The following is a 26090-nucleotide window of genomic DNA, read 5'->3' as shown; positions in this document are numbered from 1 at the left end:
CCGGAGTCCGTTGTCGCAGGCCCGTTCGCCGCGCACGCCCGCCACCGGCGGGGATAGGGTCGGTGACCGTGACCTACCTCGCCGCGGATGAGCGCTACGACCAGATGACCTACCGGCGCAGCGGGCGCAGCGGACTGCGGCTGCCCGCCATCTCGCTCGGGCTGTGGCACAACTTCGGCCCGGACCGGCCGTACGAGCGGCAGCGCGACGTCGTCCGCCGCGCCTTCGACCTGGGCGTGACCCACTTCGACCTGGCCAACAACTACGGACCGCCACCGGGCAGCGCCGAGGAGAACTTCGGCCGGATGCTCGCCACCGACCTGCGGCCGTACCGGGACGAACTCGTCGTCTCCACGAAGGCCGGCTATCTGATGTGGCCCGGCCCGTACGGCGAGTGGGGCTCCCGCAAGTACCTGGTCTCCTCGCTGGACCAGTCGCTGCGCCGCCTCGGGCTGGACCACGTCGACATCTTCTACTCGCACCGCTTCGACCCGGACACCCCGCTGGAGGAGACGATGGGCGCCCTCGACGCCGTCGTCCGGGCCGGCAAGGCGCTCTACGTCGGCGTCTCCAACTACGACTCCGCGCAGACCGAGCGGGCCGCCGCGATCCTGCGTGACCTGGGTACGCCGCTGCTGATCAACCAGCCGTCGTACTCGATGCTCAACCGCTGGACGGAGGACGACGGCCTGCTGGACACGCTGGAGCGCGTCGGCGCGGGCTGCATCGCCTACAGCCCGCTCGCCCAGGGCCTGCTCACCGACCGCTACCTGGGCGGCATCCCGGCGGACTCCCGGGTGCGCACCAGCGTCTTCCTCAGCGAGAGCGACCTCGGCGAGGAGAAGATGGCCACCATCCGGGCGCTCGGCGCGATCGCCGAGCGGCGCGGCCAGTCGCTGGCCCAGCTCGCGCTCGCCTGGGCGCTGCGCGACCCGCGGATGACCAGCGTGATCATCGGGGCGAGCAGCGTGCCGCAGCTGGAGGCGAACGTCGCCGCCCTGGACGACCTGGACCTCGGCGCCGAGGAGCTGGCCGAGATCGAGCGCCACCTCGGCTGAGGCGCGGCGGCCTCAGTAGATGTCCGCGTACGGCGACGCGCGGGAGAACGCCCTGAGCACGTCGAGGTCGTAGCCCTCCTCGAAGTTCGTCAGCTCCGTCAGCAGGTCCTCCGGCTCGTACCGGTACCGGCCGGCCCAGGTCTCGAACGACTCGACCTGTGCCGGGTCGGCGGCGCTGAAGCAGCGGTAGCCGCGCGGCGAGTTCCGGACCACCTCGTCGACCGCCGGGGCGAACCGGATGTCGATGTTCCACCGGATGCGGTCCGACACGTTGGGCGTCGAGCGGTGCAGCGTGGTGTCCGTGAAGATCACCACGTCGCCGGGCTCCATCCGGGCGGTGCTGACGGGGCCGTCCCCGACGGCCTCGTCCGACGTGCCGTACTCGCCGTTGGGCAGGCGGTCGCGGGAGATCCAGCCCCGGGTGTGCGAGCCGGTGACGAACTGGAGGCAGGCGGTGTCCTCGTCCACGGGCACCAGCGGGATCCACACCGACAGCAGCGGCCCGACCGAGGCGTCCCAACCCTTGTAGTAGTAGGCGTCCTGGTGCCAGGCGACCTGCTGGGTGCGGCCGTGGGGGTCGCGCGGCCGGGCGTTCCAGACGCCGTGCGCGTAGACCTCGTCGCCGAGCAGGCTGCGCACCGGGCCGAGCAGCTCGGGGGTGCGCCACAGGTCGTACACCGGCCGTCCCACCAGGATCCGCCGCCAGGCGGCCGGTACGCGGACCTGGCTGGACTCGATCAGGCGCAGGTAGCGCTGGTCGTACGGCAGGTCGGCGAAGGTCTCGGTGATCATCCCGCGCTGCTGCCACTGCCGGGCGAGGTGGTCGACGACGCGGCTGAACGAGCCGTGCAGCGCGTCCAGCGTCCCGGTCGGGAGCACGCCCCGCAGGATCAGGTGCCCGTCGCGCCGGAACTGGTCCAGTTGCTCGGCTGTCAACGCGTGGGGGTGGTCCACCATCGGCTCCTTCGCTGGCCGCACGGGATCGGGCCCAACCACCGGGCGGGGGAAAGGCCTCCAGTGGGGCGATCGTGACAGAAGGCACGGTGGGCGACAACGCCTCACTTGTGCGACAGGACCCCTATTCCCGAGGGGGACCAGGTCCGGGCCCGAGGAGGACGCCAGCCGACGCCTACCATCCTTGGTTGTGATCTCAACCGTGTGGCGGCTGCTCACCCGCCAGATCGATACGAACCTGGCGCAGGACGACGCCGTGCTGCGCGAGGCGTGCACGCAGGCGCGGTACGGCTCCGACGCCGAAGCCGCCCGGAAGGCTCTGGCTGCCACCCGAGGTGACCACGACCGTCGGGCGCGGTACGTCCGCGTCATGGCCGAATCGACCGCCGGTGGGCTGGGATCCCGGGTCGACCCCGCGACCGGCCGGGTCGACACCGCGGCCGCCTGGACCGACCGCTGGGCGGCGCGCACGCCCACCAGTCCGGATGCGCAACTCGTACGTGCCCGGTCCCTGATGGCACGAGCCTGGGAGGTGCGCGGCGGGGACTGGGCCGCCAGCGTCCGTCCGGAGCAGTGGACCGAGTTCAACCGCCTGCTGCAACTGGCCCGACAGGTGAACGATCTGGCGATGCGGCTCGCACCCGAGGACCCCACGCCGTACGTGAACCTGTTGGACCTGATGATCGGCCAGAGCACGCCACGGGAGGACGTCGAGGAGACGTGGCGTGAGCTGACCCGGCGCGACCCCTGGCATCGGGAGGGGCACATGCTCAAGCTGACCTACCACTGCCGGAAGTGGAGCGGCTCGCACGAGGCGATGTTCGGCTTCGCCCGGTCGGTCGCCGCCGCGGCGCCTGCGGGCTCGCCGCTGCACGTGCTGCCGGTACAGGCCGCCGCCGAGTGGGCGCTGTGGGAGCAGGAGCGCGCATCCCAGGACAGCGCCGCCGGTGAGGTCAGCGAGCGGTGGCGGCAGGACCCGGTCATGCAGTCGGATCTCGACAACGCGCTGTCCCGGTGGTTCCACCAGCCGGCCACCCGGCACGCCGACTGGCTGAACGATGCGAACATCCTGGCGTACGGGCTGGCGCGCACCGGCCGCGACGCCGACGCCGCGCCGGTCTTCGCCTCGATCGGCCGGTACGTGACCGGCGTTCCGTGGGCCTGGTGGGACGGCGTACGCGGAGACACCGCCTTCATGCAGGCCCGCCGCCGCGCCCGCCGCGCCGCCTGACCGGCCGGAGAACGAATCAGCGGCCTGGTCGAACGCTCTCGACCAGGCCGCTGACCTGTAAAACAAGGGTGGAGCCGAGGGGACTCGAACCCCTGACCCCCACACTGCCAGTGTGGTGCGCTACCAGCTGCGCCACGGCCCCTTGCCTCGTCCCCGTCACCCGGGCACGACAGAACTATACACAGCGACCGCCGCATGGTCATCTCGCGGGGGCCCACCCCGGGCGCGGCTCAGTTGAGCGCCACGTCCGGCGGGAAGTGCGCGACCGCCGCCATCATGCCGCCCTGGCGGCGCAGCACCATCGGCCACAGGTCGTCCGGCCGGTCCACGAAGGCGTCGCCGGGCAGCGCGTCCAGCACGAACCAGGAGCCGTCCTCGATCTCCTGCTCCAACTGCCCCGTGCCCCAGCCGGAGTAGCCGGCGAAGACCCGGATGCCGGTGATGCCCTCCCGCAGCGGCCCCGGGTCGACGGAGAGGTCGAGGGTGCCGACCGCCCCGGAGACCTGGTGGAATCCCCTGAGCCGCTGCACCGGGTGACGCATCCGGGCCAGGCAGATCGCCGAGTCGGGCTGCACGGGGCCGCCCTCGAAGAGCACCGCCGGGTCGCGGGCCAGGTCGCTCCAGTCGCCGAGCACGTCGGCGACCGGCACCTCGGTGGCCCGGTTGAGCACCACGCCGAGGGCGCCGCCGGGCTCGTGCGCCACCAGCAGCACCACCGTACGGTCGAAGTTCGGGTCCTTCAGCGCCGGCGTCGCGACCAGCAGTCGCCCGGTCATCGACCCCGTCGCCCGCCCGCCGATCGCCTGCCCCTCTCCCTGCATGCCGGACACCCGTCAGACCGACCGGACCGGGACGCCCGGGGGCACCGGTGTCATCCGCGCTGTGAACGCCATGCCTGGCACCATAGCTTGCCCCCGGGGCGGTGGCTAAGGTCTGACGTGCGGTAGATCGGCGGACACGAGGGAGGGCCGATGGGTCCCACGGCGGAACTCGCGGTGATCGGCGGTTCGGGGCTGTACGCGTTGCTCGACAACGCGACCGAGCACGTGGTGGAGACGCCCTTCGGGCCGCCGTCCGACGCCGTCACGATCGCCGAGGTCAGCGGCCGGCGGGTGGCGTTCCTGCCCCGCCACGGCCGGGACCACCGCCACCCGCCGCACCTGATCCCCTACCGGGCCAACCTCTGGGCGCTGCGCTCCCTCGGCGTACGCCAGGTGCTCGCCCCCTGCGCCGTGGGCGGCCTGCGGCCGGACCTCGGGCCGGGCACGTTCGTGGTGCCCGACCAGCTGATCGACCGCACCAGCGGACGGACGCAGACCTACTACGACCGGGGCGCGGTGCACGTCTCCTTCGCCGACCCGTACTGCCCCTCGGGCCGGCGTACGCTGCTGGCCGCCGCGGCCGGCCGGGACGTGCCCGCGGTGGACGGCGGGACGGTGGTGGTGGTCGAGGGCCCGCGCTTCTCCACCCGTGCCGAGTCGCGGTGGTACGCCTCGATCGGCGGCACGGTGGTCAACATGACCGGCCACCCGGAGGCGGTGCTGGCCCGCGAGCTGGCCCTCTGCTACTCCTCGATCGCCCTGGTCACCGACCTCGACGCGGGCGTGGAGGGGGGCGGCGCGGTGACGCAGGAGGAGGTGTTCCGGGTCTTCGGGGAGAACACCGACCGGCTGCGGGGCCTGCTGCTGGCGGCCGTCGCCGCGCTGCCGGCCGAGCGGGACTGCGCCTGCGGGCACGCGCTGGACGGCATCACCCTGCCCTTCGCGCTCCCCTGAGGCGAGGAGCGGCGAAAGGCCCGGATAACCCGAGTCGCCCCGATAGCCTGAGGGCGATGGCTACGGTCCGCGACACCACGTACGACCTGCTCCGTGCCCTCGGCCTGACCACGGTCTTCGGCAACCCCGGCTCCACGGAGGAGCCGTTCCTGCGCGACTTCCCGGACGACTTCCACTACGTGCTCGCCCTGCACGAGGCGTCGGCCGTCGGCATGGCGGACGGCTACGCGCAGGCCACCGGCGGGGCGGCGCACGTCAACCTGCACACCGCGCCCGGCACGGGCAACGGCATGGGCAACCTGGTCACCGCGTGGCACAACCGCACCCCGCTGATCGTCACCGCCGGCCAGCAGACCCGGGAGATGCTGCTGATCGAGCCCCGGCTGGCCAGCCGGCGGGCCACCGAACTGCCCCAGCCGTACGTGAAGTGGAGCCACGAGCCGGTCCGCGCGCAGGACGTCCCGGCGGCGTTGATGCGGGCGTACGCGACGGCGGTGCAGCCGCCCGCCGGGCCGGTCTTCCTCTCGCTGCCCCTCGACGACTGGGCGCAGCCGGCCGACCCGCCACCGCCGGTGCGTACGGTGGCGACCCGGTTCGCGCCCGACCCGCGCCGGCTGCGCGAGTTCGCCGCCGTGCTGGCCGCCAGCCGCGCGCCCGCGCTGGTGCTCGGCGCGGCCGTGGACCGGGCCGACGGCTGGCCCGCCGCCGTGGCGCTGGCGGAGCGGCTCGCCGCGCCGGTCTGGTCGGCGCCCGCGCCGGAGCGGGCCGCCTTCCCCGAGGACCACCCGCACTTCCGGGGGGTGCTCCCGTTCGCGATGGGGCCGCTCTCGGAGGCGCTGGACGGGCACGACACCGTGCTGGTGGTCGGCGCTCCGGTCTTCCGCTACTACCCGCACGTGCCGGGCGACCACCTGCCCGCCGGGGCCCGCCTGCTGCACGTCACCGACGACCCGGACGAGGCGGCCCGCGCGCCGGTGGGCGACAGCCTGCTCGCCGACGCCGGGCTGGCCCTGGCCGCCCTGGTCGACCTGCTCCCGGCGGCGGACCGGCCGGCGCCGCCGGCGCGCCCGGATCCGCCCCCGCCGGTGGACGGGCTGCCGTTGGCCCCGGACGCCCTCTTCGCGGCTCTGGCCCGGCACTGGCCGGCCGACGGGATCCTGGTCCAGGAGTCGCCGTCCAGCCTGCCGGCGCTGCGCCGCCGGCTGCGCGCCACCCGCCCCGGGTCGTACTTCACGATGGCCAGCGGCGGCCTCGGGTACGGCCTGCCGGCGGCGGTCGGCATCGCGCTCGCGCAGCGCGACACCGGCCGGGGACGGCCGGTGGTCGCGGTGATCGGGGACGGCTCGTTCCACTACTCGGTGCAGGCGCTCTGGACCGCCGCGCGGCTGCGCCTGCCGCTGGTCGTGGTGGTGCCGGTCAACCAGCAGTACGCGATCCTGAAGGCCTTCGCCGAATTCAAGGACACCCCGGGGGTGCCCGGGCTGGACCTGCCGGGGCTGGACATCACCGCGATCGCCCGGGGCTACGGCTGCACGGCCACCGTCGTGGAGACCCCGGAGCAGCTCGGCGACGCCCTGGCCGCCGGCCTGCGCGCCGACGGCCCGACGGTGCTGCCGGTGCCGGTCAGCACCGAGGTGCCCCGGCTCCTGTGAGCCGCCGCCCGGTCGCTCCCGTCAGCGCGTCGCGAGGCGCAGCGGCGCGCCGGTGAGCACGTCGAGGATCGGCCGGTCGCCCAGCGGCGCCTTCAGCGTGGCGGTGACCGGTTCCATCTTCAGCATCGCGTTGCACACGCCGGTGGCGCGGATCACACTGCCGCCCACCACCACGACGTCGTCGCGCTCCTGCACCATCGGGGTGATCCCGGTGTCGCAGGTGCCCACGCCGAGCCGCCAGGTCAGCTCGGTGCCGTTCACGGACTGGACGTCCTGTGCGCCGACCAGGCCCTCCGGGGCCGGGCGGGCGGGCGGGGCGGGCTCGGGCGGGGCGGTGACGGCCTGCGGCGCCACGGCGAGCCGGGCCACCGGCGCGGTGATCTCCTCGACGGTGAACAGCCACGCCGGCACCTGCGCCTCGCCCCGGCTGGTGCGCACCGGCGCGGTGCCCAGCTTCACGGCCGTGACCGTCAGCGGGACGCAGGCGGTCTGCGAGTTGCTGCTCACCGGGCCGTCGGGCCCCGGCTCGATGGTGGGGCCACCACCGGGGAGCTTGGTCCCGGGGTCCTTGGGGCGGCCGTCGCACGGCGGCGGATCCCCCTGGTCCAGCTGCCCGTACGCGGTGGCGGCGCTGACCAGCGGGACGGTCAGCGTGCCGTCCGGGAACTTGATGGTGCCGTCGGCGGGCTGCGCGACGGGCATTGTTACCTGGTCGCGGTACCAGCCGTTGAGGAAGGCCATCTTGGTCTCCCCGGTGAAGCCCGGGTCGCCGACGAGCACCGTCGGGTCCTGCATGGGCACGTAACCGGACTTCCACGCCGGAAGCGGTCGCCACGAGTCGGCCACCTCGGTGGCCCGCTGGGCGAAGGCGTCCTGACGCGGGTCGGAGGCGACCGGGTCGACGGCCGGGTCGGAGCCGGCCGGCGCGCACCCGGCGACGATCATCAACAGCGGAAGGCCCAGCAGGGCGGCGGTACGGCGCATGTGGGTTGGACGCCGGTACGTCCACGCCGGTTCCCCCTGGTCAGGTCTCTCCGCCGAGATCCGTCTCGTACGCCTCCCAGAGCAGGTCCGCGCCGCGCTGCCGATGCCGGGCGAGGGCCCGTAGCAGGTGCGCGGCCCGACCCAGGAGGTCGTCGAGCGAGGCGTCCGGCAGCTCCGCCGCCTGCTGGAGGGCGCTCAGCGCGGCGGTGATGGCGACGTGCTCCCGGGCCAGCAGCCGCACCCCGCGTTCCAGCCGGGGCGCCTGGCCGAGCACCTCGGCGTAGAGGCCGGCGGGCCCCTCGGTGACCCGGACGTGCTCCGTGAAGCCCCGTCGCACGGGGCCGAGCCCCACGAGGAAACGCTCCCGCCAGCGCGGTCCGGCCGGCGCGACGGCCAGCGCCCGGGCGAGCGGGTGCAGGCCTCCGGGCGGGGTGCCGGGAGGCCGGCGCGCGGCGGGCGGCCGGAGCCCTCCGGGCGGGGTGGGCGGCTGCTGGATCGGACCGGTGACCATGGGCACCTCCCGCGTCGCGTCTGACCGCGTACAGCGATGGTGGACCCGCGCGTCCGCCCTGTCCAGAGGCGGGACGGACCTCATCGGTCCCATCCGCCCCTCCTGTCCCGTGCGACCCGGGCGCCCCAGGCCGACCAGTCCCGACACGACGATGCGCCCCGGTCCGGTGGACCGGGGCGCATCGTCTGGTGGTGGAGGTGCCGGGAATCGAACCCGGGTCCTTCGCCGGTTTGTCAGGGCTTCTCCGAGCGCAGCTCGCTGTGCCTCTACTCGGCCCCACCGCTCACGCGAGCAAGTTGGTGTGACGGGCCCAGTCGCTGATTGATCTCGCCGCACGGACCCCGCGACCGGGTCCGATTGGCCAGCCTTCTAGCTGATGCCGGCTAACTGGGTCGAAGGCGCTCCCAGGCCGACAGACTCACTACTCGCCTCAGGCGGCGAGAGCGAAGTCAGCGCGATTGTTCTTGGCGCTTATTGGTTTCCGACGACCGATTCTCGAGACGACGTCGGCTTCCTCGGCTCGCTTCCCCTGTCGCTGCGTACGAAGTCGAAACCAGTCACCCCCTCGACAGGCCGCCGATGTGGCGGCACTGACAAGCGTAACGCCTGCCGCAACGGGTTTCATCCCGAGCCCCCGGCGGGCGCGCCGAACCGGACAGGACGGACACCTCAGTCATCCATGCCCTTGCCACGCCGGCCGGCGACCCGGGCGATCTCCCGGTCCGCGTCCCGCTTGGCGAGGTCCTGCCGCTTGTCGTACGACTTCTTGCCCTTCGCCAGGGCGATCTCCACCTTGGCCCAGCCGTCGGAGAAGTAGACCTGCAACGGCACCATGGTCAGGCCGCCCTCGCGGGTCTTGCCGATCAGCCGGTCGATCTCCAGCCGGTTGAGCAGCAGCTTACGGGTCCGCCGGGGCTCGTGGTTGGTCCAGGTGCCCTGCGTGTACTCGGGAATGTGCATCCCGTGCAGGTAGAGCTCGCCGTTGCGCTCCTGCGCGAACGCGTCGACCAGCGACGCACGCCCGGCCCGCAGTGACTTGACCTCCGTGCCGGTCAACGCCATGCCCGCCTCGTAGGTGTCGAGGATCGCGTAGTCGTGCCGGGCCTTCTTGTTGGAGGCGACGACCTTGCGTCCCTTTTCCCGTGGCATCGGCGCCACCCCCTTCCGGTGATCCGCGCCGGACGTGACCGGCCGCGGGGCGGAGATCATGCTACCCGAACGGCAACGGCCCTCCCGCGCCGTTTGTTCCTGGCGCAGAAGGGCCGTCGTCGAGCCGTACGGGCGTCAGACCCGCAGGTAGAAGCGGAGGGTGACCCAGGCGGTGACCGCGCTGACCAGGCCGCCGACGCCGGCCATCAGCGGGAACATGAACAGGATGTCGCCCCAGCCGATCGGGGAGAGCAGGCCCTGCAGCGCCTGGAGCGACCCGTCGAAGAGTAGGTACTTGGCCGCGATGAGGGCCACCAGGCCCAGCAACGAGCCGATCAGGCCGGCGACCACGGCCTCCAGCACGAACGGCGCCTGGATGAACCAGTTCGACGCGCCGACCAGTTTCATGACCGCGACCTCACGCCGCTTGCTGTACGCGGCCACCTGGATCGTGTTGGCGACCAGGAGCAGCGCGGCGACGGCCATCACGATCGCGGCGGCCAGGGCGATGTTCTGGATCGCGGTGAGGATGTCGAAGATCTTGTCCAGCAGGCGACTCTGGTCGACGATCTCGTCGACGCCCTCGGTGTCCTTGTACTGGTCGTAGATGTTCTTGTACTGCTCGGGATTGTTCAGCGTGAGCCGGTACGACTCGGGCAGGCTGTCCGCCTTGACCGCGCTGAGCAGGTCGGGAGCGTCCTGGAACATCTCCTGGAAGCGCTTGTACGCCTCCTCCTTGTTGACGAAGATGACCTCCTTGACCAGCGAGTCGGCCTTCAGCTTCGCGTCCAGGGACTCACGCTGCTCGGGGGTCACCTCCTGTGTCAGGAAGATCGAGACCTGGATGTTCTTGTAGTAGAGGTCCTTCATGTCGTCGACCTGGCGGTACATGAGACCGCTGGCGCCGAGCATGGTCAGCGAGACCGCCATCGTGATGATCATCGCGATGGTCATGGTCACGTTGCGCCACAGTCCGACCAGTACCTCGGACAGGACGTATTTCACGCGCATCGGGATTTCCTCCGGGTCTCCGGCATGAGGTGTTCGTCGTCAGGCTGCGCAGGGGTGGCGTCGACTCAGCCGTAGACGCCGCGGGCCTGGTCGCGCACGATGCGGCCGCTCTCGATCTCGATGACCCGGCGGCGCATCTGGTTCACGATGTTGGAGTCGTGCGTGACCATCACGACGGTCGTGCCGGTGCGGTTGATCCGGTCCAGCAGGCGCATGATCTCGATCGAGGTGTCCGGGTCCAGGTTTCCGGTCGGCTCGTCCGCGAGCAGGATCAGCGGACGGTTCACGAACGCCCGGGCGACGGCGACCCGCTGCTGCTCACCGCCGGAGAGCTCGTGCGGGTAGCGGTGCTCCTTGCCACCGAGTCCGACCAGCTCCAGAACCTCGGGCACGACCCGGCGGGCGACCGCCTTGGTCTTGCCGATCACCTCGAGGGCGAACGCCACGTTCTCGTACGCGGTGCGGTTCGGCAGCAGCCGGAAGTCCTGGAACACGCAGCCGATGGAACGCCGGAAGTGGGGTCGCTTCCAGGAACGCATCGACGTGACGTCCTTGCTGTTGACGACGACCCGGCCCTTGTTGGGCGCGACCTCGTGCAGCAGCAGCTTGATGATGGTGGACTTGCCGGAGCCGGATGGACCGATGAAGAAGACGAACTCGCCCTTCTCGATCGAGACGGACACGTTGTCGAGCGAAGGCCGGGACGCCTTCGGGTACGTCTTCGTCACTTGCTCAAGCTGAATCACGGGTCGTGAGTCTACGCGGTGTAACCGGGGAGCCAAGCCCCACGCCCCGCCGTTGCGAGTCGCGTCATCCAATTCGGGCGTACCGGGAAGATCGACGACGCGCTCCGCCCACGGTTGATCACGCAGCGTCGCCGGCGAGCTGCTGCTGCTTGCGCCACCGGATGCCCGCCTCGAGGAACTTGTCCAGGTCGCCGTCGAAGACCGCGGTCGGGTTGCCGGTCTCCTGCTCCGTCCGGAGATCCTTCACCATCTGGTACGGGTGCAGGACGTACGAGCGCATCTGGTCGCCCCACGCGCCGGTGGTGTCCTTCTTCAGGCCCTGGAGCTTCGCCTGCTCCTCCTGGCGCTTGACCTCCAGCAGCCGGGCCTGGAGCACCCTCAGCGCGGACGCCTTGTTCTGCAACTGGGACTTCTCGTTCTGGCAGGTGACCACGATGCCGGTCGGGATGTGTGTGAGCCGCACGGCGGAGTCGGTGGTGTTGACGCTCTGCCCACCCGGGCCGGAGGAGCGGTAGACGTCGACCCGCATCTCGTTCTCGGGGATCTCGATGCTGTCGGTCTGCTCGACCACCGGCAGCACCTCGACACCGGCGAAGCTGGTCTGCCGGCGCCCCTGGTTGTCGAAGGGGCTGATCCGCACCAGCCGGTGGGTGCCCGACTCGACGCTGAGCGTGCCGTACGCGTAGGGCACCTTGACCGTGAAGGTGGCCGACTTCAGGCCCGCCTCCTCGGCGTAGGAGGTCTCGTAGACCTCCGTCGGGTAGCCGTGCCGCTCCGCCCAGCGCAGGTACATCCGCAGCAGCATCTCGGCGAAGTCCGCCGCGTCCACGCCGCCGGCGCCGGCCCGGATGGCGACCAGCGCCTCCCGGGAGTCGTACTCGCCGGAGAGCAGGGTGCGGACCTCCATCTCCTCGATGGCCTTGCCCAGCGTGGCGATCTCCGCCTCGACCTCGGTGAGCACCCCCGGGTCGGACTCCGCCTCGGCCAGCTCCAGCAGCACCTTGGCGTCGTCGAGCCCGGAACGGAGGCTGCCGAGCTTGCTGATCTCGCTGTTGACGTACGACAACTGCGAGGTCACTTCCTGGGCCTTCGCCTGGTCGTCCCACAGGTCGGGCGCGGAGGCCTCCTGCTCCAGGCGGTCCTTGTCCGCGCGCAGCCGGTCGATGTCGAGCACCGCCTCGATGTTGCGCAGGGTGGCGTCGAGGTCCTTGAGCTGTTCGGCGTAATCGGCAGCGGTCACGACAGACAAGGGTACTGCTCGTGCGAGGAGTGAGCTTGCGAGCCCCGCAGTCACGAGCCAAAAAAGACCCAGCTCGTGCGAGGAGTGAGCTTGCGAGCCCCGCAGTCACGAGCCAAAAAAGACCCAGCTCGTGCGAGGAGCGGGCCTGCGAGCCCCGCAGTCACGAGCCAAAAGATCCCGGTGGGAGGCCCTGTGGTCAGGCGACCGGGGCGCTCTTCAGCCAGGACAGGGCGGCCTTGTGGTAGGCGACGGCGAACTCCAGCGCGCTGGCGTCGTACGCGTCGCCCTCCTTCTTGGCGTTCTTGACCTGCTCCCGGACCTTGGCCAGGGCCTCGGTGTGGTAGTCGTTGGCCGCGGCCTGGAGGTTCTTGAGCTGGCTGGCCGAGTGCAGCTCGCCGAAGGCGATCCGCAGGGCGATCGGGTTGCGGATGGTGTCCCGCCCCGGCTCCTCGGCAAGCCAGCGGGAGAATGTCCGTTTTCCCGCTGCGGTGATCGCGTACGGCTGGCTGGAGCGCGGGCCGGGCTTGCCCATCCGGACCAGGCCCCGCTCGGCCAGCACCGGCAGCTCCCGGTAGACCTGACTACGCGTCATCGACCAGTACGGCGCCAGTCGGCGCTCGGCGGCGGCCATCAACTGGCCACCTGTCATGGGGCCCTCGTGGAGCAGCCCGAGCAGGGCCGCCGCCGTGGGGTTGACTCCGGAATCCGCCATGCCCCTCACGCTGCCACTTTGCCGACGCGGCGTCCAGGATTTGGCATTTTCGCCACCCGGTCGGGTTCCTATGTGCACTGTCGGCGCGAGACAGTCCGCCAGGGAGGCGCGGAACGGTCACAGTCGGCTACGCAGCTCCCACAGCTCCGGGTAGAACCGGGTCTCCACCCGGGAGCGCAGGTATGCCCCACCGGCCGAGCCCCCGGTGCCGGGCTTCGTGCCGATCTGCCGCTCGGCCATGAGCACGTGCCGGGCCCGCCACAGCGAGAACGCCTGGTCGTGGGCGACCAGCGCCTCAGCGAGGTCCCACAGCGGCCCGAACCGCTCCCGGTCCCCGGCGATGGTGGCGTACGCCGCGAAGCGGGACTCATCCTCGGTGACGTCGAAACCGGCCCGGCCGAGCACGGCCAGGAAGCCGTCCCAGAGGCTCGGCTCGGCCAGCCGCCGCTCCAGGCGCTCCCGCTCGACGTCGGGCAGGCCTCGGAAGCGGCGCAGGTAGTCGGGGTCCTTCAGGCCGGAGAGGAACTCGATCTCCCGGAACTGGGCGGACTGGAAGCCCGAGGCCGGGGCGAGCTTGGTGCGGAAGGCCAGGAAGTCCTGCGGGGTCATCGTGTCGATCACGTCGACCTGACCGATCAGGACCCGTTCCACCACGTGGCAGCGCTCCAGCCGCACCCGGGGCAGGTAGGTCTCGCCGTCCAGCATCCGGTCCCGGGCGTCGGTCAGCTCGGAGAGCAGCAGCTTGAACCACAGCTCGTAGACCTGGTGGATGGTGATGAAGAGCAGCTCGTCGTGGGAGGCCGGGTCGGACTCCGGCACCTGGGCGGCCAGCAGGTCGGCCAGCCGCAGATAGTCGGTGTAGGTGAGCAGGCCACCCTGCTCGCCGAAGTGGGGATCCTGCGCGGGGGTGGGGTGGGTCACAGCGGCCACGGTACCGCCGCCGACCCACCCCCGCCCGCCGGCAAGGAAGGGCCCCTTCCGGTACGCGAGGCGCGCGGAAGGGGCCCTTCCCTGCACCTCAGCCCATGTGAGGGTAGGTGTGGTCGGTCGGCGCGACGAAGGTCTCCTTGATCGTCCGGGGCGACATCCACCGGACGAGGTTGTGCCAGGAGCCGGCCTTGTCGTTGGTGCCGCTGGCCCGGGCGCCGCCGAAGGGCTGCTGCCCGACCACCGCGCCGGTCGGCTTGTCGTTGATGTAGAAGTTGCCGGCGGCGTACCGCATCTTCTCGGCGACCGCGTCGACCACCCGGCGGTCCGTCGCGAAGATCGACCCGGTCAGGGCGTACGGCGCGATCGACTCGGCCTGGTTGACCACGTCGTCGAAGCAGCCGTCGTCGAAGACGTGCACGCCGAGGATCGGCCCGAAGTACTCGGTGGTGAACGTCTCGTGCGCCGCGTCGGTGCACTCGAACAGCGTGGGCCGGACGAACCAGCCGACGGAGTCGTCGGCGGTGCCGCCGGCGAGGACCCGGCAGGCGTCGTCGCCGGAGATCAGCTCCAGCGCGGCGCGGTGCCGGTCGAACGCCTTGGCGTCGATCACGGCGCCGCCGAAGTTGCCGAAGTCGGTGACGTCGCCGTAGGTGAGGGACTCCGCGGTGGCGGCCAGCCGGTCGCGCAGCCCGCCCTCCCACAGCGACCGCGGGACGTACGCCCGGGACGCCGCCGAGCACTTCTGGCCCTGGTACTCGAAGGCGCCGCGGATCAGGGCGGTGTGCAGGGCGTCGACGTCGGCGCTGGTGTGCGCGACGACGAAGTCCTTGCCGCCGGTCTCGCCGACCAGCCGGGGGTAGCCCCGGTAGCGGGAGATGTTCTCGCCGACGGTCCGCCACAGGTGCTGGAAGACCTTCGTGGAGCCGGTGAAGTGGATGCCGGCCAGGTCCGGGTCGGCGAGCACCACGTCGGAGACCTCCTCGCCGCGCCCGGTGACCATGTTGATCACGCCGGGGGGCAGGCCGGCCGCCTCGAACAGCCGCATGGTGAAGTGCGCGGCGAACTGCTGCGTCGGGCCCGGCTTCCAGACCACGGTGTTGCCCAGCAGAGCCGGCGCCGAGGGCAGGTTGCCGGCGATGGCGGTGAAGTTGAACGGGGTGACCGCGTAGACGAAGCCCTCCAGCGGGCGGTGGTCGAAGCGGTTCCACACCCCCGGCGACGACATCGGCTGCGCCTCGAGCAGCTCCCGGGCGAAGTGCACGTTGAACCGGAGGAAGTCGATGAACTCGCAGGCCGCGTCGATCTCGGCCTGGATGACGGTCTTCGACTGGCCGAGCATGGTGGCCGCGTTCAGCGTGTCGCGCCACGGGCCGGCGAGCAGCTCGGCGGCGCGCAGGAAGATCGCGGCCCGCTCCTCGAACGGCAGGGCCCGCCACATTCCGGCGGCGTCCTTGGCGGCCTTCACGGCGGCGCGGGCGTCGTCGTGGGTGGCGTGTGCGGTGACGCCGAGCACGTGCGCGTGCCTGTGCGGCTGCACGACGTCGATCGACTCGCCGCCGGCCATCCGCTGCTCACCGGCGATGGTCATCGGCAGGTCGATCCGCTCGGCGGCCAGCTCGGTCAGCCGCCGCTGGAGCCGTTCCCGGTCGGCACTGCCCGGCTCGTAGTTGCGGACCGGCTCGTTGCGCGGCTCGGGTACGGAGAACACAGCGTCCATCAAGGCTCCTGGCGATCTCGACAGCGGTGGCGAAACCGGACCCGCGGGCACCGGCCGGGTGACCGGCGCCGAACGCCGTGCCGGGTTGACCGGTCACGGCAGCGGGACCTCTCCCCGATTCTTTCACGCCCCACCCTCGGCCCTCCCACCCCGCGCGGGGCGGGCGACGGGGGCGGGCGTGGTGGACGCGTACGCTGGGTGGCCGGTGAACTGCCGGCCCACCGGGGCCGGGCGTCCGTCGGAGGGAAGACGATGACCAAGCAGCCCGGCAGCTCCGCAGCCGCGGAGTCGGACCGGTCGGCGCCGGCCGCCGACGAGGTTCCCGAGACGACGGACGCCATCGGGGCCACCGCCGCCGCCACGACGGACGCCGCCGGGAACACCGCCGCCGAAGCGCAGGACGCCGCCGGCACCGCACCGGTGGACGAGACCGACGCGACCGGGGCCGGACCCTCCGTCGACCCGCGGGGCGGGACGGCGCTGCCGCTCGCACCCGGTGCGCCGGTGCTGGCGCTCCTGGCGCTCGGGTGGCTGGCCGCGATGCTCTGGTCGACCCGCGAGGTGATCAGCTCCGCGGCGGCCGGGCTCACCGCCATCAGCCTCTCCGCGTTCGCCCTGCCGGGGGTGATCTCGGCGGCGCTGGTCGCCGGCGCCGGCTTCGCCCTCTTCGGTGTCGACCTGCTCGCCCGCCGGGGCAGCGAGCGGGTCACCCTGCGCTTCGTGGCGGCGATCGGCACCGGCCTGCTCGTCGGGCTCGCCGCCGCATTCGCGATCAACCTGACGTACGCCGACAACGCGACCACCAACGTGATCGCCGCCACCACCGCCGCCGCCGCGACCGTCGGCGGGGCCGTCGCCGGCGCGCGTAGCGGATCCGTGGTCGGGGCCGTGGTGGCCGCCGCCCTCGGCACGCTGATCTTCGTGGTGGCCTTCAGTCGGGCCCGCGACCCGCTCTTCGACCTGTTCGGCGGCGGCGACGGCCAGGAGTCGCTGCTGAGCGCGGCCAAGTGGGTGTCCCGCACCGAGTCCCTGCTCGCCGGCCTGGTGGCCGGGCTGCTGGCCTTCGGGTACCTGACCCTGGCCCGCCGCCGGGCCGCCCGGCTCGACGCGGCGGCGCCCGCGCCCCGCTGGCCCGCCTACCTGCTGGCCGGCGCCGGCCCGGGCCTGCTCCTGATCGTCGCCGAGGTGATCATCCGGGTCGGCGGGCGGTCCCTGCTCGACCTGGCCGGGGCGCTGAGCGAGGCGGACGCGGTGGCCCAGACCTCGCTGGGCACCTCCCGGATCGACAACGCCATCTGGGTGCTCTTCGTGGGCGCCCTGACCGCGATGATCGCCTTCGGCCGCACCCTGGGGCCGGCCCACGCCGACGACGACGAGCCAGTCGAGGCCGCCCCCACCCGCTGACCTCGCGGCACCCGCCCCGCCCCCGCCGCGCCGGCACCGGCCGTCAGGCTGCGCAGGCGGCGCGCGGGAGGTCAGGAAGTGGCGCGGAGCAGCAGGTCCAGCTCGGTGACGTCGTACCACTCCAGCTCGTGGTCCTCGGCGCCGTCGACCGTGAACTGCGCGTCCGGGTCGCCGGCCAGGGCCTCGGTGACCGCCTCCGCCGCAGCGGACACGTCCTCGACCGCGTCGGCGCCGTCCACGTGGACGGCCGCGACGGCGCCCACCGGCACGGGGGCGCTCAGCTCGACCGCGCTGGAGCCCAGCTCCCCGTCGCCCCGGCCCACGGCCGAGGCGGGCAGGTCGACCGAGACGACGATCCGGCGGCGGGGCGCGTCGGGGTCGGCCCGGAGCAGCTGCAACGCGTCCTGGGCGGCCCGGGTGAAGGCCACGTACTCCAGCTCCTCCTCGTCGCCCTCGGCGTACCACTCCCGCAGGGTGGGGGTCACTGCGTGCGCGGCGGCCACCGGCAGCCCGGCGCCGCGTAGGAGGGTCAGCATCGGGACGGTCGCCGGCACGTACACCCGGACAAGCTCCTCGGTCACCGGTCGTCTCCCCCGCTCAGGTCCTGCGCCGACTTCCGCCGGCCCCGGCCGATCATGCCCTATCGCCGTGACCGTCATACACCGCGCACCTTCTGCGGTGGAAGCGTCCCACCGGTGTGTCCCGGGGCGGGTCGGCGCAGGTCGCGCCCGGGCGGCTGGGCCATGTCGGCCGTCGGTGGCAAACTGAAGCAAACGACGCCAACCCCGGGGGTTTCCGTGGAGCCGAGGTTCCTGCTGCTCTCCGACGTGGCCACCGAGCTGAACGTGTCGGACTCGCAGGTCTACCACATGGTGCGCAGCGGCGAGCTGCCCGCGATCAAGATCGGCGGGCGCGGCCAGTGGCGGGTGGAACGCGCCCGGCTGGAGGAGTACATCGAGCGCAAGTACGCCGAGACGGCCGACTGGGTGCGAAGCAACCCGCTCGCAGACCGCGACCCGGAGTAACCGGTCCGATCCGCAGGGGCATTGACCGTGAGCTCTGCCGTGCCCGAGAATGGAGCCTGTCGAAGGCAAACGAAGGTAAACGCAAGATCGTGGGAGGTTCCCGGATGACCGATCACCGCCGACCCGGGCCGGCGCGCCCTCCCGTGCGGCTACGCCCCGCCCCCTCGTTCGAGCCGCCGTTCACCGACGACGACGCCGCCCACTGGCCGGCCCCGGGCCACGCCCAGCTCGTCCTCGACCTCTTCGAGTCGTCCCGACGCGACGCCGACCGGCCGCCCGGCCGACGACAGCGGCCGGTACCGACCGGCCCCGGCCGTCGGCCCGCCGCCCCGCTGCCACTGGACGCGCTGGTGACCGCCACCCCCGAGGCGACCCGGGCCGCGCACCGGTTCGTCCGCACCTGCCTGGAGGTGCTCAACGGCTACCGCTCGCCCGGGCAGCTCAGGCCACTGCTCGACCCGGCGCGCGCGGCCGGGCTGCTGCCCGAGCTGGCCCGCGCCACCGCCCGCTCCGGCCCGCTCCGCCGCCGGTCGACCCGCCCGGCCGTACGCCTGCTCCGGCTGCGGGTCTGCGAACCGCGCACCGCCGCCGTCGAGGTGGCCGCGGTGCTCGCCGGCACGGGCGGGCGCACCTGGGCGATGGCGCTGCGCCTGGAGCACCGCCGGGGCAGCTGGCTCTGCACCGCCCTCCAGGTGCTCTGAGCCACCGGGCTCCGGCCACGACGTGCCGGGGTGCGGGCCGCGCATGGTGTCCACCCACGAGCCCGGGGCGGACCTGGTGCGCGCCGACCCGGCGGTCGCCGAGGTGCGCACGCCCGGCCCGGGTGGCCAGCCGCCCGGACGGCGGCCGAGACGGAAGCGAGCCGTGGTCCACGAGGACCACGGCTCGACTGCTCCGGCGGGCGCGCGCCCGCTCAGCTGCCGGTCACGCGCCGCCGTTGGGGGAGCCGTGGCAGCGCTTGTACTTCCGGCCGGACCCGCACGGGCACGGCGCGTTGCGGGACGGGCCGTTGCCGGCCTCCGCCTGCCCCGACGCCGCCCGCCGGTTGTTGCCGGCCGGGACGCCCGGGCCGCGCAGACCCGACGCCGGCCGCTGCGGCGCCGCCGGGGCGGTCGTGCCGGGCGCGGCCGGGGCGGCCGGTGCCGGACGACCGACGCCCAGCGCGGGCGCCTGCTGCTCGGCGTGCTCGACGGCCACCGCACCGGCGCCGGCCTCGCCGTCGATGGTCGGCGCGGAGTATTGCAGGCCCTGCTGCTGCGGGGCCCGGCCCAGGCCCTTGGCCCGGATCTCGACCGGCTTGTCGAGCAGCTGGACCTCCTCGGCCTCGGGCTCCGGCTCGTTGACCTGGACCTCGAGGTTGTAGAGGAAGCCGACCGTCTCCTCCTTGATGCCGTCCATCATGGTGGCGAACATGTCGAAGCCCTCGCGCTGGTATTCCACCACCGGGTCGCGCTGGGCGTACGCCCGCAGGCTGATGCCCTCCTGGAGGTAGTCCATCTCGTAGAGGTGCTCGCGCCACTTGCGGTCGATGACCTGGAGCAGGACCATCCGCTCCAGCTGGCGGGTGCCCTCCTCGCCGAGCTGCTCCTCACGCCGGTCGTACGCGGCGTGCGCGTCCTCCTTGAGGCGGGAGAGCAAGAAGTCCGCGTCGATGCCGGCCCGCGAGCCGCCGGCCTCCTCCTCCAGCTCCTCGATCGTGATGCCCACCGGGTAGAGCTGCTTGAGGTTGGTCCAGAGCTGCTCCAGGTCCCAGTCCTCGCCGTAGCCGTCGGCGGTGGCCCCCCGCACGTACGCGTCGACGACGTCGTCGATCATGTTGCGGACCTGGTCGGAGAGGTCCTCGCCGTTGAGCACCCGCAGCCGCTCGGCGTAGATCACCTGGCGCTGCTTGTTCATGACCTCGTCGTACTTGAGGACGTTCTTGCGGATCTCGGCGTTCTGGCCCTCGATCTGGGCCTGCGCGCTCTTGATCTGCTTGGTGACCATCTTCGACTCGATGGGCACGTCCTCCGGGATGTTGAAGCGCTCCATGACCGCCTCGACGGCGCCGGAGCGGAAGCGCTTCATCAGCTCGTCCTGGAGGGAGAGGTAGAACCGGGACTCGCCCGGGTCACCCTGCCGGCCCGACCGACCGCGCAGCTGGTTGTCGATGCGCCGGGACTCGTGCCGCTCGGTGCCCAGCACGTAGAGGCCACCGGCGGCGGCGACCTCATCCGCCTCGGTGTCGCAGGCCTGCTTCCACTGGGGCAGGACCTCCTCCATCGCCTTGGCGTACTCCTCCTCCTGCTCGACCGGGTCGAGGCCGCGCTGGCGCAGCTCGTTGGCGGCGAGGAACTCGGCGTTGCCGCCGAGCAGGATGTCGGTGCCACGACCCGCCATGTTGGTGGCGACGGTGACGGCGCCCTTGCGGCCGGCCTGGGCGACGATCTCGGCCTCACGGGCGTGGAACTTGGCGTTCAGCACGGAGTGCGGGATGCCGCGCCGGCGCAGCAGCTGGGAGATGATCTCGGAATTCTCCACCGAGACGGTGCCGACAAGCACCGGCTGACCCATCGCGTGCCGTTCGGCGATGTCCTCCACCACGGCGTTGAACTTGGCCTTCTCGGTCTTGTAGATCACGTCCGGCCGGTCCTGGCGGACCATCGGCCGGTGGGTCGGGATCGTCACCACACCGACCTTGTAGACCTTGTTGAACTCGCCCGCCTCGGTCTGGGCGGTGCCGGTCATGCCGGAGAGCTTCTCGTAGAGGCGGAAGTAGTTCTGGAGGGTGATGGTGGCCAGGGTCTGGTTCTCCTGCTTGATCTCCACCCCCTCCTTGGCCTCGATCGCCTGGTGCATGCCCTCGTTGTAGCGGCGGCCGTGCAGGATGCGCCCGGTGAACTCGTCGACGATCAGGACCTCGCCGTCGCTGACGATGTAGTCCTTGTCGCGCTTGTAGAGCTCCTTGGCCTTGATGGCGTTGTTGAGGTAGCCCACCAGCGGGGTGTTGACCGACTCGTAGAGGTTGTCGATGCCCAGCCGGTCCTCGACCTTGGCCACGCCGCGCTCGGTGACGGCGATGGTGCGCTTGGAGTGGTCGACCTCGTAGTCGCCCTCGCCGTCCTTGCCGGCCTGGAGCCGGGCCACGACGCCCGCGAACTCGCCGTACCAGCGGGCGGAGTGCTCGGCCGGGCCGGAGATGATCAGCGGGGTGCGGGCCTCGTCGATCAGGATCGAGTCGACCTCGTCGACCACCGCGAAGTTGTGGCCGCGCTGGACCAGCTCTTCCTTCGACCACGCCATGTTGTCGCGCAGGTAGTCGAAGCCGAACTCGTTGTTGGTGCCGTAGGTGATGTCGCACTCGTAGGCGGCCCGGTGCTCGGTGGCCGGCCGGTTGGGCAGCACCACGCCGACGGTGAGGCCGAGGAACTCGTGCACCTGGCCCATCCAGGCGGCGTCCCGCTGGGCCAGGTAGTCGTTGACCGTGATGACGTGCACGCCGTTGCCGGAGAGCGCGTTGAGGTAGACCGGCATGACCGAGGTCAGGGTCTTGCCCTCACCGGTCTTCATCTCGGCGATGTTGCCGAAGTGCAGCGCCGCGCCGCCCATGACCTGGACGTCGTAGGGCCGCTGGCCGAGCACCCGGGCGGCCGCCTCGCGGCAGACCGCGAACGCCTCCGGCAGCAGGTCGTCGAGGGTCTCGCCGTCAGCGAGCCGCTCCTTGAACTGGTCGGTCATGCCGCGCAACTCTTCGTCGGTGAGGTTGACGTAGTCGTCCTCGATCGAGTTGACGGCGGCGGCGATGGCCTTGAGCCGGCGCACCATACGGCCCTCGCCCGCGCGGAGGACCTTTTCCAGAATCGACACGGATCAACGCTCCCCTAGACAGTCTCGAACCATCGTAGGCGCTCCATCGGCGCGATGGTCACTGGTGGCGGCCCTCCGAGCCGGCGAAACCGACATAACACGCCCGACTCACGCCGCCCCGCCGAAATCCGGTTACGCCGTCCGCGAACGGTCCGGCACGATGGCTCGGGTGGAACCTGTCGAGATCACCGAGGACGGCCTGTTGCTGCGACCCTGGCGGGCGACCGACGCCGACGCGGTACACCGGGCGTGCCAGGACCCGGACATCCAGCGCTGGACCACCGTACCGCGCCCGTACCTGCCCGGACACGCGCACCGGTTCGTGACCGAGGTGACCCCGGCGGACTGGGCGACGGGCGCCGGGGCGCCGTTCGCGGTCTGCGACGCCGCCACCGGCGAACTGCTCGCCTCCTGCGGGCTCGTCTCGATCGACACCGGCCTGCGCTCCGGAGAGATCGGCTACTGGACCGCGCCCTGGGCCCGGGGCGCGGGCGTGGCCGTCCGGGCCAGCCGGGCCGTCGCCCGCTGGGCGTTCGACGCGCTGGAGCTGCGCCGGCTGATCTGGCAGGCCGAGGTGGGCAACCACGCCTCCCGCCTGGTGGCGCTCCGGGCGGGCTTCCGCGTCGAGGGCCGGCTGCGGCTCGCCGACCCCGCCCCCGGCGGCAGCGCGGAGGGCTGGATCGGCTCCCTGCTCCCCGGCGAGGTGCCCGCCCCCGGGGAGACCGGTCCGGCCGGGCCGGGCACCCTGGAGGCCCGTCGCGCCGCCGTCTTCGGCGGGCCCCAGCCCGTCCTCTTCGCCACGGCCGGCGCCACCGAGTTGCGGCTGCGCCCGATGGAGGAGCGCGACCTGCCCGCGATCGTCGACACCTGCCGCGACCCGCAGACCGTCCGCTGGACCAGCGTGCCCGACCCGTACGAGCGGGCGGACGCCGAGTCGTACCTGCACTTCGGCCGTGGCACCTGGGCGGGCGGCACCAGCGCCTGCTTCGTGGTCGCCGACGCCGAGGACCGGTACGTCGGCACGATCGACCTGCGGCTCTCTTCCGCCGACCCGCTGCTGGCCGACGTCGGCTTCATGGCCGCCCCCGCGGCCCGGGGCCGGGGCTACCTGTCGGCCGCGCTGACCGCGCTCAGCGCCTGGGGCTTCACCACGCTGGGCCTGGCCCGGATCGAGTGGCGGGCCAACGTCGGCAACACCGCCTCCCGTCGGGTCGCCGAGAAGGCCGGCTTCACGGTCGAGGGCGTCGCCCGGGGCGGGCTCACCCACCGCGACGAGCGGGTGGACGTCTGGGTCGGCGCGCTGCTCGCCGGGGACCTGACGTGACGCCCGAGGTGATCGAGGCCGACGGGGTGCGGCTGCGGCAGTTCCGCCCCGCCGACGTCGCCGACCTGGCCGCCGGCTGCGGCGACCCGGTCAACCTGCGGTTCAACCCCGGCATGCCGCAGCCGTACACCGAGGCCGACGCCCGCTGGTGGATCACCGAGGGCGCCCCGGCGGCCTGGGCCACCGGCGGGGCCGCGTACGCCATCGCCGACCGGACCACCGACCGGCTGGTCGGCGGCGCGGGCATCGGCCAGGTCGTGCCGCCGCGCCGGCAGGCGGAGGTGGGTTACTGGGTCGCGCCGTGGGCGCGGCGGCGCGGGATCGCCAGCGCCGCGACGCGGGCCCTGGCCGACGCCGCGCTGCGCCACGGCGTCGACCGGCTGGAGCTGATGACCCACGCCGAGAATCCGGCCAGCCAGCGGGTGGCGCTCGCCGCCGGCTTCACCCACGAGGGGGTACGCCGGTCGGCCGGCCAGCTGCGCGGCGGCGGCCGGACGGACCTGCTCGCGTGGGTACGCCTCGCCGACGACCCGCCCGGTCCCGCCCCCCGGCTCCTGCCGGACCTGCCCGACGGCCGGCTCACCGACGGCGTGGTGACCCTGCGCCGGCTCGGCCCGGACGACGTCGACGTGATGTACCGCCTGCACACGCGGCCGGAGGTGGTGGCGAACCAGGCCCCGCCGGTGCCGCCGACCCGGGCGGCCGTCGAACGGCGTTGCCTGCTGGCCGAGAGCGCGTGGCTCACCGGCGCCATCGCCCGGCTGCTGATCGTCGACGCGGTCACCGGCGAGCCGGCGGGCAGTTGCGGGCTCAGCCTCTCCGACCCGGTGGCCGGTGAGGGCTCGGTCGGCTACGCGCTGCTGCCCGACCAGCGGGGACGCGGGCTGGCCACCAGGGCGGTGCGGCTCCTGGCCGGCTGGGCGTTCGGTCCGGCCGGGATCGCCCGGCTGGTCGCCGGCACCGTGCCCGACAACACCGACTCGCACGGGGTGCTGGAGCGGGTGGGATTCCGCCGGGAGGGCCTGCTGCTCGGGCGGCTGCCGGGACTGGCCGGCAGCCGCACCGACGACCTGGTCTTCGGGCTGCTCCCCGACGAACTCCGCTGACCCGCCCGCCCGCCCGGATCCGGCGCCGGGCGCCCCGGGCGGCGTCGATCTCGGGCGCCCGGCGGGACTCCCCGCCCCGGGCGGCCGTGGTGGCGGGTGGGCCGCCACCACGGCGCCGGAGGGTCAGACGGCGAGGGAGATGATTCCGTAGTCGTAGGCGTGCCGCCGGTAGACGACGCTCGGGCGGCCGGACTCCTTGTCCTGGAACAGGTAGAAGTCGTGGCCGACGAGTTCCATCTGGAACAGGGCTTCGTCGACGGTCATCGGCTCGGCGGGGTGCACCTTCTCCCGCGCGATGTGCCAGGGCTGGTCGTGTTCCTCCTCCTCGACCCGTTCGGCGACGGCGGTGGCCGTCCCGGCGCCGTCGGGGGACGCGCCCAGCGGCGCGTCGAGGCCGGCCACCGGCAGGCCGGCGGTGGCGGCGGCGACGGAGAGCGGCGCGTGCCGGCCCCGGTGGACGCGGCGACGGTCGGCCGCCCGGCGCAACCGGGTGTCCAGCTTGGCGATGGCCGCGTCGAGCGCGCTGTAGAAGTCGTTCGTGCAGGCCTCCGCCCGGATCACCGGGCCACGGGAAACGCAGGTGATTTCGACGCGCTGGCAGTGGTCGGCCTGGCGCGGATTGCGCTCGTGGAACAGCTCCACATCGACACGAATAAGTTTATGGTCGTAGCGTTCGATCTTCGCGAGTTTCTCCGCCACGTGCACCCGGTAATGATCCGGCACTTCGACGTTACGGCCCTTGACCACGATGTCCATGTGACCTCCCTAGTTCGGACGGTCGTTCGTTCCGGCATCCGGTCGCGCGCCCCTGGGGGAGGCCCCACTCGGCGTCGACCGGTCAGTGCGGCTACGCCTCCTTTCACCACCGGGGGTGGATGGAAACACCTCCTACCCCCGACACGAAAACGCTAACTCCTGTTCGCCCGACAGTCACCCCCGGTCGCCGGGACAGCCAACAATTTTTCACAGCTCATACACCAACGGGTGAAACGGAAACACGCACCGTCACAAAGTGCGCCATCGCTCGGTCGCGGCGAGCACTGCGGCGACCGTCGGTGACAGTCCGCTCGCGGTCAGCGCCCGCCCCACCGCGGCGAGGGTGGACCCGGTGGTCAGGATGTCGTCGAGCACCACCACCGCCGCCCCGTCGGGCGCAGACGGGACCCGCGGGCGGACCCGGAAGGCCGCCTCGGCCGCCGCCGCCCTGCCGGCGCTGTCCAGCGTCACCGAGTCGGGGCGGGGCAGGGCCCGCAGCGGCCGCCGCACCCGCACCGGCCAGCCCGCCCGGCGCAGCCGGTCCGCGCAGTGCCGGGTCAGCCGGCCGAGGTGGTCGCCGTACCGGGCGCGGGCCGCCGCCGCGGTGTCCGGCACCGGCACCAGCGTCACCGGGCGGACCCCGCCCACCGCCGCCGCCACGACCTCGGCGAGCAGCGCCCCCAGCGGCCGGGCCAGCCCGTGCCGGCCGTGGTCCTTGTACGCCAGCAGCGCCTCCCGCAGCGGGCCCGCGTACGGGCCGAGGGCGACGCAGGGCGGCAGGTCGGGCGGGGCGGGAGTGGGTCGTACGGCCCGGGGGCGCAGCGCGCCGAGCACCGCCACGCACTCCGGACAGACGCCGTGCCGAAGCCCCGGCCGGCGCTCGCGGCAACCGGCGCACTCCACGGGCAGCACCAGGTCGGTGAGGTCCGCCCAGAGCCCGCCGAGATCCCGCACGGAGA

At 72.7% G+C, this 26090-nt stretch carries 24 protein-coding genes, 1 tRNA gene and 1 other RNA gene; 9 read left to right on the top strand and 17 right to left on the bottom strand.

Going from position 1 to position 26090, the window contains the following annotated elements; translation table 11 throughout:
* Positions 1-62: 62 nt before the first annotated feature.
* Positions 63-1058 (top strand): L-glyceraldehyde 3-phosphate reductase, encoded by a 996-nt coding sequence (gene mgrA, locus OG989_RS12335; protein ID WP_327030560.1) that lies wholly within the window; start codon positions 63-65, stop codon positions 1056-1058.
* A 12-nt stretch (positions 1059-1070) separates the two neighbouring features.
* Here the strand turns inward: mgrA and OG989_RS12330 are convergent, their stop codons facing one another.
* Complete coding sequence (locus OG989_RS12330; protein WP_327030559.1) at positions 1071-2012, bottom strand: phytanoyl-CoA dioxygenase family protein; 942 nt, start codon at positions 2010-2012, stop codon at positions 1071-1073.
* A gap of 190 nt (positions 2013-2202) precedes the next feature.
* On the opposite strand from OG989_RS12330, the gene OG989_RS12325 reads away from it, so the two are divergent.
* Complete coding sequence (locus OG989_RS12325) at positions 2203-3243, top strand: DUF4034 domain-containing protein (protein ID WP_327030558.1); 1041 nt, start codon at positions 2203-2205, stop codon at positions 3241-3243.
* A 69-nt stretch (positions 3244-3312) separates the two neighbouring features.
* Here OG989_RS12325 and OG989_RS12320 read toward each other — a convergent pair.
* Both OG989_RS12320 and OG989_RS12315 read right to left on the bottom strand, forming a co-directional pair.
* Positions 3313-3385: transfer RNA gene (locus OG989_RS12320), tRNA-Ala, on the bottom strand.
* An 88-nt stretch (positions 3386-3473) separates the two neighbouring features.
* Positions 3474-4064, bottom strand: coding sequence for a YqgE/AlgH family protein (locus OG989_RS12315; protein WP_089001872.1), 591 nt, complete (start codon positions 4062-4064; stop codon positions 3474-3476).
* A gap of 150 nt (positions 4065-4214) precedes the next feature.
* Here OG989_RS12315 and OG989_RS12310 point away from each other — a divergent pair, with 150 nt between their 5' ends.
* Both OG989_RS12310 and mdlC read left to right on the top strand, forming a co-directional pair.
* The gene (locus tag OG989_RS12310; RefSeq protein ID WP_151455172.1) at positions 4215-5018 is read left to right on the top strand and encodes an S-methyl-5'-thioadenosine phosphorylase; all 804 of its coding nucleotides are present in this window, start codon (positions 4215-4217) and stop codon (positions 5016-5018) included.
* A gap of 56 nt (positions 5019-5074) precedes the next feature.
* Positions 5075-6670 (top strand): benzoylformate decarboxylase, encoded by a 1596-nt coding sequence (gene mdlC, locus OG989_RS12305; RefSeq protein WP_327030557.1) that lies wholly within the window; start codon positions 5075-5077, stop codon positions 6668-6670.
* A gap of 21 nt (positions 6671-6691) precedes the next feature.
* Here mdlC and OG989_RS12300 read toward each other — a convergent pair whose 3' ends face one another.
* From OG989_RS12300 to pruA, 10 genes are all read right to left on the bottom strand, one after another.
* Positions 6692-7654, bottom strand: a complete 963-nt coding sequence (locus OG989_RS12300) for a hypothetical protein (protein ID WP_327030556.1) — start codon at positions 7652-7654, stop codon at positions 6692-6694.
* Between the two features lie 40 nt (positions 7655-7694).
* The gene (locus tag OG989_RS12295) at positions 7695-8165 is read right to left on the bottom strand and encodes a hypothetical protein (RefSeq protein WP_327030555.1); all 471 of its coding nucleotides are present in this window, start codon (positions 8163-8165) and stop codon (positions 7695-7697) included.
* Between the two features lie 189 nt (positions 8166-8354).
* Positions 8355-8730, bottom strand: a transfer-messenger RNA (tmRNA) gene (gene ssrA, locus OG989_RS12290).
* Positions 8731-8834: 104 nt separating this feature from the next.
* Positions 8835-9314 (bottom strand): SsrA-binding protein SmpB, encoded by a 480-nt coding sequence (gene smpB, locus OG989_RS12285; RefSeq protein WP_088964850.1) that lies wholly within the window; start codon positions 9312-9314, stop codon positions 8835-8837.
* A 135-nt stretch (positions 9315-9449) separates the two neighbouring features.
* A complete protein-coding gene (ftsX, locus tag OG989_RS12280) occupies positions 9450-10325 on the bottom strand; it encodes a permease-like cell division protein FtsX (RefSeq protein ID WP_151456889.1) in 876 nt (291 codons plus the stop codon).
* A gap of 65 nt (positions 10326-10390) precedes the next feature.
* On the bottom strand, positions 10391-11071 hold the full coding sequence (gene ftsE / locus OG989_RS12275; protein WP_091622236.1) for a cell division ATP-binding protein FtsE: 681 nt from the start codon (positions 11069-11071) through the stop codon (positions 10391-10393).
* Between the two features lie 118 nt (positions 11072-11189).
* Positions 11190-12311, bottom strand: coding sequence for a peptide chain release factor 2 (prfB, locus tag OG989_RS12270; RefSeq protein WP_151456888.1), 1122 nt, complete (start codon positions 12309-12311; stop codon positions 11190-11192).
* A 196-nt stretch (positions 12312-12507) separates the two neighbouring features.
* Complete coding sequence (locus OG989_RS12265; protein WP_132233606.1) at positions 12508-13023, bottom strand: PadR family transcriptional regulator; 516 nt, start codon at positions 13021-13023, stop codon at positions 12508-12510.
* A gap of 117 nt (positions 13024-13140) precedes the next feature.
* Complete coding sequence (locus OG989_RS12260) at positions 13141-13944, bottom strand: tryptophan 2,3-dioxygenase (protein ID WP_327030554.1); 804 nt, start codon at positions 13942-13944, stop codon at positions 13141-13143.
* Between the two features lie 97 nt (positions 13945-14041).
* Complete coding sequence (pruA, locus tag OG989_RS12255) at positions 14042-15670, bottom strand: L-glutamate gamma-semialdehyde dehydrogenase (RefSeq protein ID WP_327030553.1); 1629 nt, start codon at positions 15668-15670, stop codon at positions 14042-14044.
* Positions 15671-15922: 252 nt separating this feature from the next.
* Between pruA and OG989_RS12250 the strand changes: the two genes are divergently transcribed.
* Positions 15923-17074 (top strand): hypothetical protein, encoded by a 1152-nt coding sequence (locus OG989_RS12250; RefSeq protein ID WP_327030552.1) that lies wholly within the window; start codon positions 15923-15925, stop codon positions 17072-17074.
* Between the two features lie 71 nt (positions 17075-17145).
* Here the strand turns inward: OG989_RS12250 and OG989_RS12245 are convergent, their stop codons facing one another.
* The gene (locus tag OG989_RS12245) at positions 17146-17655 is read right to left on the bottom strand and encodes a DUF6912 family protein (RefSeq protein ID WP_132233598.1); all 510 of its coding nucleotides are present in this window, start codon (positions 17653-17655) and stop codon (positions 17146-17148) included.
* Positions 17656-17871: 216 nt separating this feature from the next.
* Here OG989_RS12245 and OG989_RS12240 point away from each other — a divergent pair, with 216 nt between their 5' ends.
* Positions 17872-18099: a helix-turn-helix domain-containing protein gene (locus tag OG989_RS12240; protein ID WP_121396459.1), complete on the top strand. Its 228-nt coding sequence runs from the start codon at positions 17872-17874 to the stop codon at positions 18097-18099.
* A 104-nt stretch (positions 18100-18203) separates the two neighbouring features.
* On the top strand, positions 18204-18800 hold the full coding sequence (locus OG989_RS12235; protein ID WP_151457260.1) for an Rv3235 family protein: 597 nt from the start codon (positions 18204-18206) through the stop codon (positions 18798-18800).
* Positions 18801-19023: 223 nt separating this feature from the next.
* Here the strand turns inward: OG989_RS12235 and secA are convergent, their stop codons facing one another.
* Positions 19024-21945, bottom strand: coding sequence for a preprotein translocase subunit SecA (gene secA, locus OG989_RS12230; protein WP_151457259.1), 2922 nt, complete (start codon positions 21943-21945; stop codon positions 19024-19026).
* Positions 21946-22105: 160 nt separating this feature from the next.
* Here secA and OG989_RS12225 point away from each other — a divergent pair, with 160 nt between their 5' ends.
* Both OG989_RS12225 and OG989_RS12220 read left to right on the top strand, forming a co-directional pair.
* A complete protein-coding gene (locus OG989_RS12225; protein ID WP_327030551.1) occupies positions 22106-23269 on the top strand; it encodes a GNAT family N-acetyltransferase in 1164 nt (387 codons plus the stop codon).
* Positions 23266-24375, top strand: coding sequence for a GNAT family N-acetyltransferase (locus OG989_RS12220; RefSeq protein WP_327030550.1), 1110 nt, complete (start codon positions 23266-23268; stop codon positions 24373-24375). The genes OG989_RS12225 and OG989_RS12220 overlap by 4 nt, the downstream gene beginning before the upstream one ends.
* Before the next feature lie 123 nt (positions 24376-24498).
* Here OG989_RS12220 and hpf read toward each other — a convergent pair whose 3' ends face one another.
* Together hpf and OG989_RS12210 are read right to left on the bottom strand one after the other, a co-directional pair.
* Positions 24499-25131, bottom strand: coding sequence for a ribosome hibernation-promoting factor, HPF/YfiA family (hpf, locus tag OG989_RS12215; protein WP_151457608.1), 633 nt, complete (start codon positions 25129-25131; stop codon positions 24499-24501).
* 249 nt (positions 25132-25380) lie between these two features.
* Positions 25381-26085: a ComF family protein gene (locus tag OG989_RS12210; protein WP_327030549.1), complete on the bottom strand. Its 705-nt coding sequence runs from the start codon at positions 26083-26085 to the stop codon at positions 25381-25383.
* Between the last annotated feature and the right edge of the window lie 5 nt (positions 26086-26090).

This window comes from Micromonospora sp. NBC_01740, assembly GCF_035920365.1.
In the GTDB taxonomy this organism is placed as follows: Bacteria; Actinomycetota; Actinomycetes; order Mycobacteriales; family Micromonosporaceae; genus Micromonospora; species Micromonospora reichwaldensis.
The sequence above is the reverse complement of the archived record's forward strand: the minus strand, read 5'-3'. Positions and strand labels throughout refer to the sequence as shown.

What these genes read in the sequence shown, in the direction of transcription:
- smpB (WP_088964850.1), bottom strand. Translation starts at nt 9,314, where the DNA reads ATGCCACGGGAAAAGGGACGCAAGGTCGTCGCCTCCAACAAGAAGGCC.
- hpf (WP_151457608.1), bottom strand. Translation starts at nt 25,131, where the DNA reads ATGGACATCGTGGTCAAGGGCCGTAACGTCGAAGTGCCGGATCATTAC.
- OG989_RS12235 (WP_151457260.1), top strand. Translation starts at nt 18,204, where the DNA reads ATGACCGATCACCGCCGACCCGGGCCGGCGCGCCCTCCCGTGCGGCTA.
- OG989_RS12250 (WP_327030552.1), top strand. Translation starts at nt 15,923, where the DNA reads ATGACCAAGCAGCCCGGCAGCTCCGCAGCCGCGGAGTCGGACCGGTCG.
- mdlC (WP_327030557.1), top strand. Translation starts at nt 5,075, where the DNA reads ATGGCTACGGTCCGCGACACCACGTACGACCTGCTCCGTGCCCTCGGC.
- ftsX (WP_151456889.1), bottom strand. Translation starts at nt 10,325, where the DNA reads ATGCGCGTGAAATACGTCCTGTCCGAGGTACTGGTCGGACTGTGGCGC.
- OG989_RS12265 (WP_132233606.1), bottom strand. Translation starts at nt 13,023, where the DNA reads ATGGCGGATTCCGGAGTCAACCCCACGGCGGCGGCCCTGCTCGGGCTG.
- OG989_RS12225 (WP_327030551.1), top strand. Translation starts at nt 22,106, where the DNA reads ATGGCTCGGGTGGAACCTGTCGAGATCACCGAGGACGGCCTGTTGCTG.
- OG989_RS12310 (WP_151455172.1), top strand. Translation starts at nt 4,215, where the DNA reads ATGGGTCCCACGGCGGAACTCGCGGTGATCGGCGGTTCGGGGCTGTAC.
- OG989_RS12295 (WP_327030555.1), bottom strand. Translation starts at nt 8,165, where the DNA reads ATGGTCACCGGTCCGATCCAGCAGCCGCCCACCCCGCCCGGAGGGCTC.
- OG989_RS12300 (WP_327030556.1), bottom strand. Translation starts at nt 7,654, where the DNA reads ATGCGCCGTACCGCCGCCCTGCTGGGCCTTCCGCTGTTGATGATCGTC.
- OG989_RS12315 (WP_089001872.1), bottom strand. Translation starts at nt 4,064, where the DNA reads ATGCAGGGAGAGGGGCAGGCGATCGGCGGGCGGGCGACGGGGTCGATG.
- pruA (WP_327030553.1), bottom strand. Translation starts at nt 15,670, where the DNA reads ATGGACGCTGTGTTCTCCGTACCCGAGCCGCGCAACGAGCCGGTCCGC.